Annotated in this window: 14 protein-coding genes and 2 pseudogenes; 9 read left to right on the plus strand and 7 right to left on the minus strand. The window is 62.9% G+C overall.

Annotated elements, in window-relative coordinates:
* Nucleotides 1–24 precede the first annotated feature (24 nt).
* Nucleotides 25–1,176, minus strand: coding sequence for an acyl-CoA dehydrogenase family protein (locus VMJ11_RS28950; protein WP_325624157.1), 1,152 nt, complete (start codon nucleotides 1,174–1,176; stop codon nucleotides 25–27).
* A 15-nt stretch (nucleotides 1,177–1,191) separates the two neighbouring features.
* Nucleotides 1,192–1,710 carry a MaoC family dehydratase gene (locus tag VMJ11_RS28955; RefSeq protein ID WP_325624159.1) on the minus strand — a complete coding sequence of 173 codons (519 nt, stop codon included), beginning with the start codon at nucleotides 1,708–1,710 and terminating at the stop codon, nucleotides 1,192–1,194.
* A gap of 237 nt (nucleotides 1,711–1,947) precedes the next feature.
* On the opposite strand from VMJ11_RS28955, the gene VMJ11_RS28960 reads away from it, so the two are divergent.
* From VMJ11_RS28960 to VMJ11_RS28970, 3 genes are all read left to right on the plus strand, one after another.
* Nucleotides 1,948–2,763 carry a GntR family transcriptional regulator gene (locus VMJ11_RS28960; RefSeq protein ID WP_325624161.1) on the plus strand — a complete coding sequence of 272 codons (816 nt, stop codon included), beginning with the start codon at nucleotides 1,948–1,950 and terminating at the stop codon, nucleotides 2,761–2,763.
* Nucleotides 2,764–3,058: 295 nt separating this feature from the next.
* Nucleotides 3,059–4,519 carry an MmgE/PrpD family protein gene (locus VMJ11_RS28965; protein WP_325624163.1) on the plus strand — a complete coding sequence of 487 codons (1,461 nt, stop codon included), beginning with the start codon at nucleotides 3,059–3,061 and terminating at the stop codon, nucleotides 4,517–4,519.
* Nucleotides 4,520–4,618: 99 nt separating this feature from the next.
* Nucleotides 4,619–5,998, plus strand: a complete 1,380-nt coding sequence (locus tag VMJ11_RS28970) for an MFS transporter (protein ID WP_325624165.1) — start codon at nucleotides 4,619–4,621, stop codon at nucleotides 5,996–5,998.
* 415 nt (nucleotides 5,999–6,413) lie between these two features.
* Here VMJ11_RS28970 and VMJ11_RS28975 read toward each other — a convergent pair whose 3' ends face one another.
* From VMJ11_RS28975 to VMJ11_RS28990, 4 genes are all read right to left on the minus strand, one after another.
* On the minus strand, nucleotides 6,414–7,661 hold the full coding sequence (locus VMJ11_RS28975) for an enolase C-terminal domain-like protein (protein WP_325624166.1): 1,248 nt from the start codon (nucleotides 7,659–7,661) through the stop codon (nucleotides 6,414–6,416).
* A gap of 52 nt (nucleotides 7,662–7,713) precedes the next feature.
* A complete protein-coding gene (locus VMJ11_RS28980) occupies nucleotides 7,714–9,006 on the minus strand; it encodes an MFS transporter (RefSeq protein ID WP_325624168.1) in 1,293 nt (430 codons plus the stop codon).
* 96 nt (nucleotides 9,007–9,102) lie between these two features.
* On the minus strand, nucleotides 9,103–9,870 hold the full coding sequence (locus VMJ11_RS28985; protein ID WP_325624170.1) for an SDR family oxidoreductase: 768 nt from the start codon (nucleotides 9,868–9,870) through the stop codon (nucleotides 9,103–9,105).
* A 107-nt stretch (nucleotides 9,871–9,977) separates the two neighbouring features.
* Nucleotides 9,978–10,697 (minus strand): FadR/GntR family transcriptional regulator, encoded by a 720-nt coding sequence (locus VMJ11_RS28990; protein ID WP_325624172.1) that lies wholly within the window; start codon nucleotides 10,695–10,697, stop codon nucleotides 9,978–9,980.
* Nucleotides 10,698–10,835: 138 nt separating this feature from the next.
* On the opposite strand from VMJ11_RS28990, the pseudogene VMJ11_RS28995 reads away from it, so the two are divergent.
* From VMJ11_RS28995 to VMJ11_RS29015, 5 genes and pseudogenes are all read left to right on the plus strand, one after another.
* A pseudogene (locus tag VMJ11_RS28995) lies at nucleotides 10,836–11,312 on the plus strand (DDE-type integrase/transposase/recombinase); the annotation flags it as partial.
* 289 nt (nucleotides 11,313–11,601) lie between these two features.
* Nucleotides 11,602–12,441, plus strand: coding sequence for an ABC transporter permease subunit (locus VMJ11_RS29000; RefSeq protein ID WP_325624174.1), 840 nt, complete (start codon nucleotides 11,602–11,604; stop codon nucleotides 12,439–12,441).
* 14 nt (nucleotides 12,442–12,455) lie between these two features.
* Nucleotides 12,456–13,181 carry an ABC transporter ATP-binding protein gene (locus VMJ11_RS29005; RefSeq protein ID WP_325624181.1) on the plus strand — a complete coding sequence of 242 codons (726 nt, stop codon included), beginning with the start codon at nucleotides 12,456–12,458 and terminating at the stop codon, nucleotides 13,179–13,181.
* Between the two features lie 36 nt (nucleotides 13,182–13,217).
* Nucleotides 13,218–14,222 carry an NrtA/SsuA/CpmA family ABC transporter substrate-binding protein gene (locus tag VMJ11_RS29010; RefSeq protein ID WP_325624176.1) on the plus strand — a complete coding sequence of 335 codons (1,005 nt, stop codon included), beginning with the start codon at nucleotides 13,218–13,220 and terminating at the stop codon, nucleotides 14,220–14,222.
* 63 nt (nucleotides 14,223–14,285) lie between these two features.
* Nucleotides 14,286–15,527, plus strand: coding sequence for an acyl-CoA dehydrogenase family protein (locus VMJ11_RS29015; RefSeq protein ID WP_325624177.1), 1,242 nt, complete (start codon nucleotides 14,286–14,288; stop codon nucleotides 15,525–15,527).
* Nucleotides 15,528–15,549: 22 nt separating this feature from the next.
* Here the strand turns inward: VMJ11_RS29015 and VMJ11_RS29020 are convergent.
* Nucleotides 15,550–16,003 (minus strand): annotated as a pseudogene (locus VMJ11_RS29020) (LLM class flavin-dependent oxidoreductase).
* Between the two features lie 270 nt (nucleotides 16,004–16,273).
* On the opposite strand from VMJ11_RS29020, the gene VMJ11_RS29025 reads away from it, so the two are divergent.
* Complete coding sequence (locus tag VMJ11_RS29025) at nucleotides 16,274–17,263, plus strand: aliphatic sulfonate ABC transporter substrate-binding protein (RefSeq protein ID WP_325624179.1); 990 nt, start codon at nucleotides 16,274–16,276, stop codon at nucleotides 17,261–17,263.
* The last annotated feature ends 153 nt before the right edge of the window (nucleotides 17,264–17,416 follow it).

The raw sequence follows: 17,416 nt of genomic DNA on the forward strand, positions 1-17,416 counted from the left end.
CGGCCGCCTGGGCCGAGTCGCGCCTCAGATGCGGTAGCGTTCTACGAGTTGCTTTGCGATCACCTGGCGCAGGATTTCGTTGCTCCCTTCACCGATCACCATCAACATGCAGTCGCGGTAGAACCGTTCGATTTCATACTCGACCGAATAGCTGTAGCCGCCGAAAATGCGCATCGCTTCCTGCGCGCAAAAGACCCCGGCTTCGGAACCGGCAAGCTTCGCCATCGCGGCCTCGAGATCGCAACGTTCGCCGCGGTCAAACTTGCGCGCAGCCGCTTCGATCAGATGTTTCGCGCCTTCCACCTGCGTGACCATATCGGCCAGTTTCAACTGGATGGCCTGATGCTGGCAGATCGGCTTGCCGAATGTGCTGCGCTCTTGCGCGTAGCGCAGCGAATGCTCCAGCGCGCCTTGTGCGATGCCCGCACCGCGCGCGGCCACGTTGATACGTCCTAACTCCAGTCCGCCTGCGGTTTGCACGAAGCCCTTGCCCTCAACGCCGCCGAGCAGGTTCTCGACCGGCACGCGATAGTTATCGAAGTTCAGTTCACAGGTATCGATGGCGCGATAGCCCATCTTCTTCAGTTTGCCGACGACGTTATAGCCCGGACCGCGTTCGGCGATCAGCATGCTCATGCCCTTGTGGCGCGGGTCGGCGGTGGGATCCGTCTTGACGAGAAGCAGCGTGAAATTGCCGTACATGCTGTTCGTGATCCAGGTCTTGTTCCCGTTCACGACGTAGTGCTCGCCTTCGCGCCGGGCAGTGGTCAGGATCGCCTGCAGATCCGAGCCCGCGTTCGGCTCCGTGAGGCCGAGGCTGCCGCGGAATTCGCCGGTAGCCATGATCGGCAGATACTTGTCCTTCTGCGCCTGCGTGCCGCTGCGCTCGATCGCGGACGCCACGATGAGATGCGAGTTGAAAATGCCGGATGGCGCCATCCATACCGAGGCCACCTTCATGACAATCCGCGCGTAGGTCCAGGCGGACAGGCCAAGGCCGCCGTATTGCTCGCCGATCGTCGCACCGAAGAGCCCGAGTTCCTTCATCTGGTCCACGATGTCCCGCGGATACTCGTCGGCCAGGTCGTATTTGCGCGCGACCGGCCGCAATTCCCTCTCGACCCAGGTGTCGACCGCGTCGATAAATTCCTTTTGATCGTCATTCTCGAGAGCCATGAGTGTCACCGTTGCTCAATAGTTGATCTTGTCTTCCACGCTATGGCCGCGTCTGGCGATCAGCATGGTGCGAGTGAACGTGCCGACCACCTTGCCATCCTGGTTCAGCCCGGTCGTTTTGACCGATACGATGCCCGCGCCTGGCCGCGAGTTCGACTCGCGTTTCTCGAGCACTTCGGACTCGGAATAGAGCGTGTCGCCCGCGAAGAGCGGAAAGGTCAGCTTGATATCGGTCCAGCCCAGATTGGCGATGGCCTTCTGGCTCGTGTCGGTGACGCTCATGCCGACCATCAGTGCGACGGTGAACGGACTCGCAACCACGCAACGGCCGAACTCGCTGGCTTTTGCGTACTCGGCATCGAAGTGCAGCGGATGCGTGTTCATGGTGAGCAGCGTGAACCAGGTGTTCTCGGTTTCCGTCACCGTTCGCCCCGGCCGATGCTCGTAGATGTCTCCCACGTTGAAGTCTTCGTAGTAACGCCCGAAGCTCTCGCGAAAACGATGCTCGCCTACCTGCTTTACGTTTTGCACCATGAACCTGTCTCCAATGGAAGAAAAGCGAAGTCACAACGGCGCGTCGCGTACGGCGAGCGCTGCTCGAAGCGGAAGATCAGGTGTGGACCGCGCCCCACCAAATTCATACGGACAAGATGACGTGTTTTGTCCGTACATTATTTTGGCGAGATCAGGAAAAGTCAACCAATTTCGATGTAAGATAGGTCTGTACAATCCCCAATGAAAAATCGCCGCTCGTGGTGAAACTGAGATCCCATGCCCGCCAGCACCGCCGACATTGACTCGACATCGCCGGAAACGTCGCCCGCAGACCAGCCGGAATTGGCGACTGATAGCCAGCCACCGCTCTACGCGCAACTCGCCCAGAAACTCAGGCACGCCATTGCTGCCGGTACGTATCCGATAGGCGCGCGCCTGCCCACGGAACACCAGCTATGCGAGCAGTACCAAGTCAGCCGGTTCACCGCGCGAGAGGCGGTGCGCATCCTGGCCGACAGCGGGCTCGTGGTACGCAAGCAGCGCGTCGGCACCATCGTCACCGCAACCTCCGGGTCGCCCCGCTACACGCACAACGCCACGTCGGTGCGAGATCTGCTGCAGTACGCGCAGGACACACAGTTGCGCTTCGCCTATATCGGCAAGCTCGCCCTGAGCAAGGCGTTAGCTGAGGAATTTGGCGCTCAAGCCGGTGCGGAGTGGGTGTACTGCGTGGGCATCCGCGTCGCGGGAACGCTGGCGGAGCAGGCCGCCGGCGCAGTGCGACCGATTTGCGTGACGCGCCTCTACCTGAACCCCATGCTGGAAGGCATCGAAACGCGGCTACGTGGACGGCGCGACGCAGTACACACGCTCATAGAAAGCAACTACGGCATCCTGATCGAGCGTGTGGAGCAGGATTTGCAAGGCATCTCGCTGGACGCCGAAGACGCCGCAAACCTGGGTGCCACACCAGGCGCAGCGGGACTGCGCATCGTGCGTCGGTATTACAGCGCCAAGGGCGAGCTGCTGGAGATCGCGGACAACGTGCACGCCGGCGACCGCTTCACCTATCACATGGAAATGCGTAAGTAACGCCACACGGCGCGACGCCGCATCCCACCCGCGCGCCGCGCGGGTTCCCCCCCCTTTTTTTGAAACCGCCGCTCGCCGATGAAGCCGGAGCGGCGCGCGCATATTCGTCGCTCAATCCGCGGGAAAACCCCTTGGCACGTCTTATTGACAGGACAAATAAGCGCACCTTACACTGCAAATTATCCGGACATTTTGAGAGCGCAAGCATGAGCCCAGCATCAGAAGTGACTTGCGTCTCCGCCATTCCGGTGCCGAGCAATGCCGGTTGTCTGCCGTGCTTCCGCGCGAGCTAGCCATGGACACGCCGACGCACGATGCCACGCCCGACATCATTGCAACCACGCTAGCCGGTTTCGTCCGGCAAATGCGGCTCGAACGGGTTCCCCCCGCTGTTCGCCTGCGCGCCAAGTATCTGATGCTCGACGCCATCGGCTGCGGGCTTGCGGCTCGGCGCGACCCGTTTGCGAAGCGCTTTTCGGAAGCTTCATATGCGCTCGCCGCCGACGCACCGGGAGACGCGAGTGTAGTTGGCTATGCACGGCGCTTGCCGGTACGTGATGCCGCCATGCTAAACGGCGTATTGCTGCATGGCCTGGACTACGACGATACGCACATGGCCGGCGTGATTCATTTGACAGTCAGCGTGCTGCCCGCCCTGCTGGCGACAGCCGGACAGTTCAGCGCAAGCGGGGCCGATCTGCTGGCCGCCTATATCGCGGCCATCGAAGCCGGCTCGCGGCTTGCCAGCGTGATGCGGGGCGGCCTGCACGCGCAAGGGTTCCATCCCACCGGGGTGATCGGGGCTTTCGCGTGCGCGCTTGCCGTCGGCCGCGTCATGGGCCTGAACGCTGAGCAGCTTGTGCATGCGCAGGGAGCCGCACTGTCATTCGCGAGCGGCAGCCTGCAGTTCATCGAAGACGGCGCCTGGACCAAACGCATTCATCCGGGCTGGGCCGCGCAATCCGGCATTGTCGCGGCCACGCTTGCTGCGCACGGCATCCAGGCGCCGCAAGCGCCTTACACCGGGCGCTACGGACTGTATCGAATCTACCTGGATGAAGCCGCGCGCGCAGGACTGGACTCGACGCTCGCCACCGCAGGCCTCTCGATTGACGGCAGCGCAACGGTTTGGCAAACCGCGAATATCGCGGTCAAGCCTTATGCGATGTGTCACTTCGTGCACGCCGCGATCGATGCGGCAGTCGCACTGCATCGTCGTGGCGCAGGCGTGGCGTCGGTTAGCGACATCGAAGTGCTTGTGCCTGCCGCTGCGGTGCAACTAGTGTGCGAACCCGCTGCTCACAAGCGCCGTCCTGAGAACGAGTACGACGCCAAATTCAGCCTTCCCTATGCGGTCGCATGTGGGCTGTTGCGCGGGCGACTCGGACTGAAGGAACTGGAACCCGCTGCTTACCGGGACCCGCAAATTCTGGCGTTGATGGACAGGGTGCGCTATGTCGAAGATGCCGATTCCACTTTCCCTCGCCATTACACAGGCGAAGTCCGTGTCACGCTCACCGATGGCACCACGTTACGCCATCGCGAAGCCGTGAACCGCGGCCACGTGGACAAGCCACTGAGCAACGAAGACGTCCACGAGAAATTCATGCAAAACGCGACGCTGCACTTCCCGTCTGCGCACGCGCGCGCGCTAAGCGAACTGATTCTGAGTCTCGACGCATTGCCCAGCCTGACGAGTCTGGACACGCTGCTCGCCCGCGATCCGCCGGACGCGGCTTCGGCCCCGGGAGCCTGATGTGACACGCGCCTAAGCGTGTGCCGCCGTCGCGGCTACCAACATACCGCCCGAGAGCTGGACACGTTCGAGGGGCATCAAATCCTTAAGGGAGACAGCATGAGCCAAGTCATCGGCAGTTCCATAACCGCCGATTCCGCTGCGGTTACGTCGTCGGCGGTCAATTCGGGGGCTCGCCTCGACCGCTTGCCGATTTCGCGTTTTCACTGGCGAATCCTATGGCTGATTGCCGGCGGCGCCATGGTGGATGCTTTCGACATCTATCTGGCCGGCGGCGTAAGCGCGGGAATGGCGAAGGAAGGCTTTTCGACCATGAGCCAGAATGCGCTTTTCATTTCGGCCACCTTTATCGGCATGATGCTGGGTGCAGGCTTTGCCGGGTTTATCGGCGACAGGTTCGGCCGTCGTGTCTCCTACCAGATCAACCTGCTGATCTTCGGGGTGGCCTCGCTGACTGCGTGCTTCGCGCCCAACATCCAGGTTCTGTCATTGCTGCGCTTCGTCATGGGCGTGGGCCTGGGCGCCGAGCTGGTCGTGGCGGCGGCGACGTTGGGCGAGTTCGTTCCGCCGAGCCATCGCGGTCGATGGGCCGCGCTGCTCTCGATGATCATTGCAGCAGGCTTGCCGCTTGCGTCATGGACGAGCTATATGGTCATCCCGACCCTCGGATGGCGGTATATGTTCGCGATCGCGGGTATCGCCGCGCTCTTCATCTGGGTGCTGCGCAAGAAGATGCCCGAGTCCCCGCGCTGGCTCGAATCGGTGGGTCGTCACCAGGAGGCCGAAGCCACGCTTGGCGCAATCGAACGTGAAGTCGCCGCCAGCAAGGGCGTCTTGCCGCCCGTTAGCCGCGTCCAAAGCCTTCGCGTCGAGCATGCACCGTTCCGCGCGCTGTTTTCTCGCAAGATATGGCCTCGGTTTCTGGTTGCCGCAACCATCCTGATCACGATCAATGTCACCGTTTATGGCTTCATCATCTGGATGCCGAGCTTCTTCGTGCAACAGGGCATGACGGTCACGAAATCGCTGGGCTTCACGACGATGATGACCGCGGGCGCGATTTTCGGGCCATTTGTCGCCTTCCTGCTGGCGGACCGGATTGGCCGAACCCGGGGCATCGTGGCGTCAGCCGTCGTTCTCATCGCGCTCGGTGTCGCATTTCCGTTTATGAGAGCCGAGGCAATCATCATCGCGATCGGCTTCGCACTCGTCTCATCCTTCTATTTCATGGTTTCACTCGGTCAGTTCGGCTTCGTACCCGAACTGTTCCCCACGGAGTTCCGGCTGCGCGGAGCGGGTGTTGCCGGCATGCTCGGTCGGGCCGTCGCTATTGGCACGCCGTTCGCAACCGTATTTCTCTTCAAGCGCTTCGGTGTATATGGAGTGTTGGCGGCAGTCATCACATTTCTCTGCGTGCTGATCATTTCCATACTGGCTTTGCGATTGGAAACCAATCGGACTTCTCTCGAGGATATTTGAGTTTCTTCGGAAGATCGAGTCGGTCACATTCACGATCGACAGGATCGAGTTGGGCCAGTGAATCGGCCCCCAAGCCCTGGCCGGGGGAGCCACAACGCTTCTTCAGTTGGCGTGTTACTCCGAACTTGACCACCGATTGCGGCCCCGATGCACGGGGCCTCTCTGTGGCTTCCGCGCCCGATCGGACTGCTTCAAGGCGGCCATTGCGGAGCGACTGCTTCCCCGCTCAAAATCGAAACCGTGACCTGCACCACACAGTGCGCCCCTTCATCCGGCCAGCGACCCAGTGCGCCAAGACTACCGCGCCTTTGATGCTGCCGTGTCTTCTATTCGACGCGGCAACTTGCCGCCGAATTCGTGCGAACGACTGGCCCGCCCTGCGATAAGGTCAACGCCGCGCTCCCCGGACCATTCTTCACGGTGTTTGCAACGTTCCGTCTTTCAACCTTGTCTGAGTCCACGTCGTGACGGTGTTCTCGCACGGATATTTCGCCGCCTCCGTTTCGTCGAGATCCACACCGAGGCCCGGCTTGTCATTCGCATAGACGTAACCATCCCTGAACTCGGGCAAACCTGGGAATACATCGAGCAACGCGGCCCTCGGCCCTTTGAGATCCTGAATTACGAAGTTGGGCGGCTCTGTGCCGGACCACTCCTGCACGCCGAAATTACGCGCGGCCAGATCGATATGAATATTCGCCGCGTGCGCCATCGGCGACATGTCGCCCGGTCCATGCCACGCCGTTCGGACACCGAACTGCTCGGCGAAAACCTGCAGCTTGCGCCCCGCGGTAATGCCGCCGATCTGGCTCAGATGCACGCGGATATAGTCGACGAGACGTTCGGTGATCAGGAAGCGCCATTCGTAGGGGTTATTGAAGAGCTCACCCTGGGCCAACGGCGTGGTGGTTTTCGCGCGCAACTGTCGCATCCATTCGCCCTCTTCCAGCGCGATCGCGTCTTCGAGGAAGAACAGGTCGTATCGCTCCAGTTCGCACGCGAAGCGGATCGCTTCAACCGGCTTGAGACGTTCGTGCACGTCGTGACACAAGGCGACATCGAAACCAATCTTGCTGCGAATGCCGTCGAACAGCTTGAGGGTTTCGCGCATGTACTTTCGGCTGTCGAGATAGACACCGTCCGCCGAACCAGAAGGTGCACTCGACGGCGCCCTGCCATATCCACCCCCGCCATAGCCGCCGCTTTGACAGCGGATATGCGTGATGCCCTGCTCGCGATACTTCTGGATGTTCTCGCAAAGCTCATTGAGGTCCCGGCCATCGGCATGCCGGTATATCGGCACGCCTTCACGGCACTTACCGCCGAACAACTGATACAACGGCATATTGGCCAGCTTGCCCTTGATATCCCACAACGCCATATCGACGCCGGAGATCGCGTTGTTCTCGATCGGCCCATTGCGCCAGTACGCGTTCTGATGCATCAGTTGCCAGATTTCCTCGATCGCCTCGGCATCCCGTCCAATCAGCAGCGGCCGCAGATATTCCTCGATCAGGCATTTGACCGCCAGGTGCCGGTAAGCAAATGTCGCGCAGCCAAATCCGACCAGACCCGGCTGGTTGGTCTCCACCTTCACGACGATCAGGTTGATACCTTCCGGTGCGGTCAGGATGACCTTTACATCGGTAATCAAAGTTGCCATTTTTCAGTCTGCCAGAAACGAATCAAAGAAAACCAGGCGGTCGACCAACGCCTTACGTGCGATTCAGCGACAGCGGCACTTCGCGCTTCGTACGTTGATCGGAATGCGCGGGCACGGTCATCATGAGAATCACGGAGAGCAGCAGGCCGCCCGCCATGAAAATGTACGAAGCCGCCGGGCTGCCGGTCGCGCCGTTCAGATAACCCACCACCCATGACCCCGCAAAAGCACCGAGGGCGCCGCATGCGTTGATGAGACCGATCGCGCCGCCCAGCACGTTACTCGGAATCAGCTCCGGCACCAGCGCGAAGAACGGACCGTACGGCGCATACATCGTCGCGCCCGCCACGACCAGCAGCGCGAACGAGATCCAGAAGTGTGAGCCGCCAATCAGATATGAAGCAACGAACGCAACCGTGCCGACCAGCAGCAGCGGCCACACGAACAGCTTGCGGTTACGCGTCTTGTCCGAGAGCCATGACGCAAGCAGCATCAGGATGATCGCGGCGAGATATGGCACGGCGGCAAGCCAGCCGACCGAGACGATATCGATCGTGGACGCCGCCTTGAGGATCGACGGCAACCACATGATGAAACCGTACACGCCGATGCTCCAGAGCGCATGAATCGCGCAGAACTTCATCACGATCGACGAACGCAACGCCGTCTTGTAGTCGCGCACCGGCGCGATGTCGGCCTGCTCGGCCTTCAGACGCGCAGTGAGTTCGGTCTTTTCGGCTTCGCTCATCCAAGGCGCGTCGGCCGGCCTATCCTTCACCGTGAACCACCAGACGAACGCCCAGATGAGCGCCGGGGCACCTTCGAAGACGAACATCTCACGCCAGCCGAAGCTGTGGACCAGATAGCCGGAAACGACCGACATCCACAGCACCGTCACCGGATTGCCAAGAATCAGGAATGTGTTGGCGCGCGAGCGTTCGGAGCGGGTGAACCATCGGCTGATGTACATCAGCATCGACGGCATCACGGCCGCCTCCACCACACCGAGGATGAATCGCAGCGCCATCAGCATCGGAATGTTGCTGACGATGCCGGTAGCCGCGGCACACAGGCCCCACAGGATCAGGCTGAAGAAGATCAGCTTCTTCACGCTATTGCGCTGCGCGTAGATCGCCCCGGGCACCTGGAACAGGCAGTAGCCGAGAAAAAACAGCGAGCCGATCAAGGACGACGTGCCGTGCGTGATACCCAGGTCCCTGTCGATCCCGGCCGCCGCGGCAAAGCCGTAGTTCGCGCGGTCGAGATAGGCGAGGCTGTAGGTGATGAAGATGATGGGCATCAGATACCACCATCTTTGGGTTGCTACGGGCTTGACGCTTTCCATGATGTCTCCGGATCGGTACGGCGCATACAACGATTGACTGGCGCGAGGCGTTTTATTGTTCTGCTGTACTCGCGTGTCCCTGCATTCAAATCGGCTTCAAAGCACGGCGAGCCAGCCGCCGTCCACGTAAATGATCTGACCGTTCACATAGCTCGACGCGTGCGAGGCGAGAAAGACCGCCGTGCCGACGAGTTCTTCCGGTTTGCCCCAGCGCTGCGAAGGGTTGCTGCTTTTCACCCAGGCGTCGAAGGCGGCGTTCTCGATCAACGGTTTGTTCATGTCGGTCAGGATGTAGCCCGGGCCGATCGCATTCGCCTGGATGTCCGAGGCTGCCCACTCGGCGCTCATTGCGCGCGTCAGCATCTTGATGCCGCCCTTCGCCGCCGTGTACGCGCCCACTGTCGCCCGTCCGGCTTCGCTCGTGAGCGAGCCGATGTTGATGATCTTGCCGCCCGAACCGCGTGCGATCATGCGGCGAGCGGCCTGCTTCGCGACGATGAACGCGCTCGTCAGATTGGTGTCGATCACGCGCTGCCAGTCGTTCAGCTCCAGATCGACGAGCGGCTTGCGGAACTGAATGCCTGCGTTATTCACGACGATGTCGATCTGCACGCCCTCCTTGTCCCACTGCGCGAAAGACTCGGCGACAGCGGCCTCGTCGGTGACGTCGAATGCACGGCCCAGCGCCTGATAGCCTTTGCCCGCAAGTTTGCCGACCGCTTCAGCAACCGTGTCCGCACGCGTGCCGTTGAGCACGACGCGGGCGCCGGCCGCCGCCAGCCCCTCGGCCAGCGCATAGCCAATGCCGCGTGCCGAGCCGGTAACGAGCGCCGTGCGGCCGGTGAGATCGAATAAATGGGTCATGCTGGATCCTCAGTGCAATAGGGGGAAAGGCGCGAGTACGCCATCGCGACGGCTCTGCGCGTCGCGTTTCAGGTTCATACGGCCGCTATCAGCCTGGCAGGCTTGCATCAGGCCGGTTGATCGTTGGCGGTGTTGTTCAATGCGGCACGGTCTTCGAAATCCTGTTCGGCGCGTCTGATCAGCGTCAAAACAGCCTGTTCAGCGGCATCCGGATCGCCCTGCTCGATCGCGACGCACAGCGCCTCGTGCATGGGCAGCGAACGCGCCGGGCCACCGGCGATTTCCGAACTGAGTTCGAAGCTCGTGCGCAGAATCGCCGACAGCGCGTTCTGCATCTGCTGGACGAACTGGTTGTGACAGGCGGCGAGAATCGCGCTGTGAAACGCAAGGTCGGCGGGAACGTATTCGCCGTGGCCCGCCACAGCGCGTTCCATCGCTTTGAAGGCCCGGCGCACCGCGACGCGATCTTCCGGTGTCGCGCGTTTCGCGGCGAGTTTGGCGGCGTTCGGCTCGATGATCAGGCGCAATTCCATCAGGTCTTCGATCAGACCCGGTTCGACCGCGCCGGCCCGCGCGCGCCAGGTGATCACATCGGGGTCGAACAGTTGCCATTGCGAACGCGGCAGCACGATCGTGCCGTAGCGGCGGCGCACCTCCAACATGCCCTTGGCCGAGAGCGACTTTACCGTCTCGCGGATGGTGATGCGGCTCACTTGCATCTGCTCGGCCAGAATCGGCTCGGCGGGAAGAATATCGCCGGGCATGAACTTGCCGGAACAAATCTGCTCGCCCATCTGATTCAGGACCTGTCTGTGGAGTGTCGCCATAATTCGCCTCTACATCATACGTATGATGTAGAAATGGCTTGAAAAGGCAATTGCACAACCAGGGTTCACCCTTCGCGACGCTACAAGCGGGCACATGGCTTTGTCAGGTTGATCGGGAGGCGGCGGTCGAACGAAATCATGAAGCAGACGAAATCGCTGGATCACCGCCACCGCTTCCCTGCCTTCGTGATCAGCTGCGCGGTTCGCGGATATCTTTGGTTCAGCCTGAGCCTGCGCAAAATCGAGGAGTTATTGCTCGAGGGTGGTGTCGTAGTCACGTACGAAACGATCCGTTCATGTAGACAAGTTCGGTGCTGGATTCGCCCAGTGCGCTAAAGCGGCACGGAGCAAGCCGGGCGGCGTATGGCATCTGCATGTGATGGTCGTGACGCTGCGCAGTGGGCCGTATCTGTTGTGGCGCGCGGTCGACGAGCATGGTGCTGAGCTCGGAGTGCTGGTGTAAAAGCGACGCGGCAAGGCGGCGGCAATACCCTCCTTTAGAAGGTGCCGCGTTCAAACCCGGTGCCGTGCAGGAGCGTTACCGACCAGCTGCGCAGCTATCCGGCGGCTAAAGGTGACATTCCCGAGTTCGCTCATGTGAAACGCATATTGATGATGTGAAGCGCAGTGCATCGAATCGAAAAAGCAAAGCGGAAAAAAGCGTTTGTCACAGCTAGGGCAAACCGCCTCTAATAGGCAATTCGCCACTACGCAAACGCGGTCTTTTCAATGGGGCGGTCGCGCTGGCGCAACGCTCGCGATCTGCGCTCTGGGCCCTACCCGGCGCAGTTCGCTCGCCCGCTGCGGGCAACCCAAGCCCTGCGAACCCAAGTCGAATCGTCCCCCCGCATGCGAGGGCTTTTCATCACTGGTTGTATCTGTTCAGGGCAATTACGGAACCGACATGGCTGACGTTGCTTCTTCCTCAAACAACTATGTTGCCTCTTCGCGGGCAAGCTCGGGGCGCTCGACCGATCGCTTTTACTACTGGCTTTCGTGGGCCATCCCGGCATTGATCGTCGTCCTCTGGGAGCTTGCGGCGCGCGCGGGATGGATCACCGCGCAAGTGCTGCCGGCGCCGAGCAGCGTCGCATCGACGGCATGGAGTCTTGCCGTCAGTGGCGATCTATTCGTACACCTTAGCGTCTCGCTCCTGCGGGCCGTGGCCGGCTTCCTGATAGGCGGCACGGCAGGCCTCGCCCTCGGCGTGCTGGTCGGCTTTTCCCGGCTCGCGCAGGCGCTCATCGACCGGTCGATCCAGATGGTGCGCGCGATTCCTTTTCTCGCCATGCTGCCGCTCGTCATCGTGTGGTTCGGCGTGGGCGAAGTCGCCAAGGTTTTTCTCGTCGCACTCGCTGTGCTGTTTCCCATCTACATCAACACGATGCTCGGCATTCGTCAGATCGATCCGAAACTGATGGAACTCGCCAAGGTGATCGGGATGAAATGGCCCGCGGTCGTGCGCCGGATCATTCTGCCCGGCGCGATGCCCGCAATCCTCACGGGCGTTCGTTATGCGCTGGCGCACGCGTGGCTCGCGCTCGTGATCGCCGAAACGCTCGCGACGACCAAGGGTATCGGCTTTCTCGCCATGGACGCACGCGAATTCCTGCAGACCAACGTCATCCTGCTGACCATGATTATTTACGCGATCATCGGCGTCACCGCCGACGCGCTAGTTCGTTCGCTCGAAACGCGCTTCCTGTCGTGGCACGCGAACTACGCCAAGGGAGAGAAGAAGTGAGCGCCACCGCAACGTTGTCCCGCCACGCGAACGCCGTGCCTCGCCGCGAAAGCGAAGCCGTCGCGTCGCCGTTGGCCGTATCGGTACGCGGACTCCAGCGCCGTTATGGCACGCGTGTCGTGATCGATGCACTCGACCTCGATATCCGCAAAGGCGAATTCGTCGCGCTGCTCGGCGAGAGCGGCTGCGGCAAGACCACGCTGCTGCGCGCGCTCGCCGGCCTCGACACGCCGGATGCCGGGCAGATTCGCGCCCCCCAGCGGCCTTCCGTGGTGTTTCAGGAGCATCGTCTGCTGCCCTGGGCCACCTTGTGGGAGAACGTCGCGCTCGGCCACGAGTCGAGCTTCGGCCGCGCGGGCGCGTCCCGCGCGCTGGCCGAAGTCGGCCTCGCGGGTCGCGAGCTCGACTGGCCGCGCAACCTTTCCGGCGGACAAGCGCAGCGTGTCGCACTGGCGCGCGCGCTCGTGCGCGATCCCGCGCTGCTGCTGCTCGACGAACCGTTCGCCGCGCTCGACGCGCTCACGCGCATCAAGATGCACGGGCTCGTCAAGGAACTGGTCGAGCGTCACGCACCGGGCGTGCTCATCGTGACGCATGACGTCGACGAGGCGCTCGCGCTCGCCGATCGCATTCTCGTCATGCGCGCCGGGCGCATCGCCGCTTCGTTTCATCCCAAAGACCACGCGCCGCAGGCATTGCGGCTCACGCTGCTCGAGGAACTCGGCGTTCAGTCCCACTGAACCGCTTCCTCCACCCCACACAAGGAAAGGCCACGAATGAACGATGCTTCACTGACTCGCCGCCAGCTCCTGCGCGCGGCGGGCGGACTGCTGGCCGGCGCCGCGGCCGCGCATCTGCTTCCCGCGCGCGCTGCGCAGCCGGCCAGGCTCACGCGCAACACCGACACGGTCCGCATTGGCTGGGGCTACGGAAGCCTGCCCGACATCGCCAAACAACGCGGCGTGTTCGAGAAAACGCTCGCGGCGAAGGACATCAAGGTCGAGTGGATCGGACCGTTTCCGAACCATGCACCGTCGATCCAGGCGGTAGTTGGCGGCAGCGCCGATTTCGGCTTCTGGGGATCGACGACACCCGCACTCGCCGCCATGCTGGCCGGCTCGCCCATCGTCTTCACCGCCTTCGACGTGTATTCGCCACGCTCCACCGCCATCATCGTGAAGAAGACGAGCGGCATTAACACGGTCGCCGACCTCGCCGGCCGCAAGGTCGCGGTGAACCGCTCGGGGCTGGGCGAATTCCTGGTCATCGCGGCGCTGGAGAAACATCGCATCGACCGCAGCAAGGTCGAGTTCGTCTACCTGAATCCGCCCGATGCCGCGCCGGCATTCGCGCAAGGCAAGGTCGACGCGTGGTCGATGTGGTCGCCCGCCGTAGATATCGCGCGCTATTCGAACGACGCGAAGGACATCTTCAACGAAGGACGCGATCTCGACTTCCTCATTGACTACAGCTCGCTCGTGACGCGCCGTAAGTTCTCCGAAGAAAACTCAGAACTGGTGCGCGCCGTGCTCGACGCGTATTACGCGGAAGGCGCCTGGCAGTCGCAGCACCCGGCGGAGTCGGAACTGCTCGTGCAAAAAGAGGTGAAATATCCGGATCAGGTGCGTGACTATCTGACGAGCCTGAAGCGCGTGAACCGGTTTCACGAGCCGGACGACGCGGCCTTCATGGCGCAACTGCAACGTGCGGCGGACTGGCTCGCGCAACGCAAGATCATCGGCGCGCCCATCAAGGTCGCCGATTACAGCGTCAAGGTATGACGCGCCGCCGAAACACACGCCACGCGCGCCCCGCACGCGAAGGCGCCATGCACCGGAAAGCGTATGTCTGAAACCCCCACCCAACCGCCTGGCGGAATCTCGCTCGTCTCGCCGTTATCGGCGTCGCTCGGGTTTTCCGAAGCCATAGTCGGGATCGCCGCGACCGCGGCGCAGCGCGAGCGCGAGCAGCGCCTGCCGCACGAAGAGATCGCCGCGCTGAAGGCGCTTGGCTTCGGCGCGTTGCGCCTGCCCGCCGATGACGGCGGCCACGGCGTGTCGTTGAGCGAGCTTTTCGCCGTGGCGCGCGACGTCGCCGCGGCCGATTCGAACATCGCCCACGCCTTTCGCAATCACCTCTGGCAGGTGGAGGCAGCACTCGAGCGCCGCGGCCATCCTTTCCATGCGCACGTGCTCGACCTCGCGCGCCAGCGCAAGACGATCGGGCTCAGCTTCGTCGAAAGCGATGCGACGGCGGCGGGCGCGCGGCCAAGCCGCGTTTTGAGCCGACTGGAATGGGACGAGCGCAGGCAGGTCTACGTGGGCTCGGGCGACAAGGTCTACGCGACAGGCAATCTCTACAACGACGCATTCGTCGGGCTCGCCGTCGAAAACCGCGCGAACGAGACCGTGCAATACGTGCTCGAACGAGGCGGAGGCGTCGGCACCGAAGACGACTGGCAGGGCTTCGGCCAACGCCTGACCGGCTCGGGCACCGCGCGGTTTCGCGACGTCGTGGTGAAGGCCGGCCATGTCTATCCGCCAGACCCGCCGAAAGCGCCCGAAGCCGCACCGTGGGGCTTCACCTTCCACCAGGTCTACCTGACCAACTGTATTGCCGGCATCGTGCGGCGCGTGGTTCTCGACGCGGCGGAGGTGCTGCGCGCGCGGCGGCGCAACTTCTACCATGGCGAGGCCGCGCAACCCGCTGACGAACCGGCGCTACAGGCGTTGCTGGGGCGCATTCGCGCCTACGCCGCGAGCATCGAGGCGACCGTCGGGCGGGCCGTGCAGGCGCTGCAAAGCGCCCTGGGGAGCCATGGCACGCGCGACGAATATGCGGCCACCCTCGCCGCGACGCTCGCCGCCTCGGAAGCCAAGGTCGTGATCGACGATCTCGCGCCGCAAGTCGCCAACTGGCTCATCGACCTCGGCTCGGGCTCGGTGGTGTCGAACGTGGCCGCGCTGGACCGGCATTGGCGCAATATCAAGGTGATCGCCTCGCACAATCCGCGTCTCTACAAGGAGCGTCTGCTCGGCCAGAACCTCCTGACCGGGCAGCTCCCGCCAACGGGCGCGTTCTTCTGACCCAGGCTGCGCGCCCGTTGCTTCATGCAGCGAGTTCGCGGCGCACACGCGGCACGAGCTCCTGTGCAAAGCGGCGCATGTCGTCCTCGAAGGGCTGGAACTCGAGCATGAAGAGTTCGACCCCTGCGCGATCAAATTCGGCGATGCGCCGCGCGACCGTGTCGTAATCGCCCACGAGTCCCGCCGCCGTTCCCCCATTGGAGCCGACGCGCGGCGAACGCGCGAAGGATGCGCGAGGTGAGCGCCGCCAAAGCGGCCGAGGCCGTCCACGCCTCCAGCTGGTCGAGCGTGGGATCGTGCGGATTGACCGTGTGCTGCGCGACGAGCACCGAGTCGAAGCCAAGGCGCTCGGCTTCGAGCACGAGCGCCTTGTTGCGGGCCCACGATGCGTCCTGGGGTTCGGCGGGGTCCTGCAGTGCTGCGCGGCTTCCATGCACGAGCGCCCAGATGCCAAAGCCTGGGAAAGAACGGGACATTGTGTGAAGAAGTCCAAAGACGGGAATGACGGGACGCTCATGCTAACGCCGCACGCGCGGCGATAAATCCAATATCTCCTGATATCCAAGCCGCCAAAACGCATTAAGGCCCGTCTCACAGTTCGAGCGACTCGCTTTTGTACTTAGTCCCGCGTCTCTAGTCCCGATTAAAGCACCCTCGCGCGAATCCTTAGCACAATCGCTTCGTTGTGTTGCGCGCGGGCGTCGTCCACGATCACCGCGTCGCCAACTGTCTCTACTGGGTCCGCCATGTTCTCTCCCTCCCGCCGCCGTCTGCTCATTCGTGGATCGATTCTCGGCGTCGCGGCGACCACAGGAGGGCTGGCGTTCGCCGCGCCGGCTTCGACACTGCGCATCGGCTATCAGAAGTCGTCCACGCTCATCACCGTGCTCAAGGCGCAAGGCAAGCTCGAAGCCGCGCTCGCGCCGCTCGGTGTGAGCGTGAGCTGGAGCGAGTTCGCCAGCGGCCTGCCGCTCACCGAAGCGCTAAACGCGGAAGCCGTCGATTTCAGCGCCGACGTCGCCGACACCGTCCCCATCTTCGCGCAGGCCGCGCATGCGCGCTTCGTCTACGTCGCGCAAGAAGCGCCCTCGCCCGGAGCGCAAGCCATCATCGTCAGGCGCGCGGGCGCGCTGCACACGCTCGCCGACCTGCGCGACAAGGACATCGCCGTAACGAAGGCGGCAGGCAGCCACTATCTGCTGCTGGCGGCGCTCGCGCACGCGAACGTGCCCGCCGACGCCGTGCGCATCCACTACCTCACGCCGGCCGACGGGCGGGCCGCCTTCGAGCACGGCAGCGTCGATGCCTGGGTGACCTGGGACCCCTACGTGGCCTCGGTCGACCAGCAGCCCGATGTGCGCATCCTCGCCGACGGCAAGGGCTTCGCGACTTACCAGCGCTACTATCTCGCCTCGACGCGCTTTGCCGAAGCGCGGCCCGAGGTGATCGCCGTGGTCTACGCGCAGTTGTGCAGCGCTGGCCAATGGGTGCGAAGCGCGCCGCAGGACGCCGCGCAGTTGCTCGCGCCGATCTGGGGTCTCGACGCGTCCACCATCGAGCGCGCCAACGCGCGCCGAAGCTATCTCGTGCGCGAGGTGAGCCGCGCGAACTTCGGCGAGCAGCAAACAATCGCCGATACATTCTTCAACGCGCATCTGCTGCCCGCTGCCGTGGACACGGCGCACGCCGAGCGCTGGGACTTCGCGCAAAAGCACGCGGTGGCGGTCGGCGCGTGAGCCACGCCTTTGCGTTGACGCAATGGCGCGAGCCTCACGCGCGCGATTGCGCCTACCGTGGGTCCACCCGCTCGGCGCGGGCTTCGTCCTGCTTCGTTTCGTACTGCGTACGATGTAGGGACAGCGCCCAAACGCCAGAACCCCGGCTCTCTT

Origin of the sequence: Paraburkholderia sp., assembly GCF_035501035.1 — a bacterium.
Lineage (GTDB): Bacteria > Pseudomonadota > Gammaproteobacteria > Burkholderiales > Burkholderiaceae > Paraburkholderia.

Bases quoted from the DNA above. Each gene is read 5' to 3' on its own strand.
- VMJ11_RS28955 (WP_325624159.1), bottom strand. From the start codon at position 1,710: ATGGTGCAAAACGTAAAGCAGGTAGGCGAGCATCGTTTTCGCGAGAGC.
- VMJ11_RS29025 (WP_325624179.1), top strand. From the start codon at position 16,274: ATGTTCTCTCCCTCCCGCCGCCGTCTGCTCATTCGTGGATCGATTCTC.
- VMJ11_RS28970 (WP_325624165.1), top strand. From the start codon at position 4,619: ATGAGCCAAGTCATCGGCAGTTCCATAACCGCCGATTCCGCTGCGGTT.
- VMJ11_RS28990 (WP_325624172.1), bottom strand. From the start codon at position 10,697: ATGGCGACACTCCACAGACAGGTCCTGAATCAGATGGGCGAGCAGATT.
- VMJ11_RS28960 (WP_325624161.1), top strand. From the start codon at position 1,948: ATGCCCGCCAGCACCGCCGACATTGACTCGACATCGCCGGAAACGTCG.
- VMJ11_RS29010 (WP_325624176.1), top strand. From the start codon at position 13,218: ATGAACGATGCTTCACTGACTCGCCGCCAGCTCCTGCGCGCGGCGGGC.
- VMJ11_RS28985 (WP_325624170.1), bottom strand. From the start codon at position 9,870: ATGACCCATTTATTCGATCTCACCGGCCGCACGGCGCTCGTTACCGGC.
- VMJ11_RS28965 (WP_325624163.1), top strand. From the start codon at position 3,059: ATGGACACGCCGACGCACGATGCCACGCCCGACATCATTGCAACCACG.
- VMJ11_RS28950 (WP_325624157.1), bottom strand. From the start codon at position 1,176: ATGGCTCTCGAGAATGACGATCAAAAGGAATTTATCGACGCGGTCGAC.
- VMJ11_RS28975 (WP_325624166.1), bottom strand. From the start codon at position 7,661: ATGGCAACTTTGATTACCGATGTAAAGGTCATCCTGACCGCACCGGAA.
- VMJ11_RS29000 (WP_325624174.1), top strand. From the start codon at position 11,602: ATGGCTGACGTTGCTTCTTCCTCAAACAACTATGTTGCCTCTTCGCGG.
- VMJ11_RS28980 (WP_325624168.1), bottom strand. From the start codon at position 9,006: ATGGAAAGCGTCAAGCCCGTAGCAACCCAAAGATGGTGGTATCTGATG.
- VMJ11_RS29015 (WP_325624177.1), top strand. From the start codon at position 14,286: ATGTCTGAAACCCCCACCCAACCGCCTGGCGGAATCTCGCTCGTCTCG.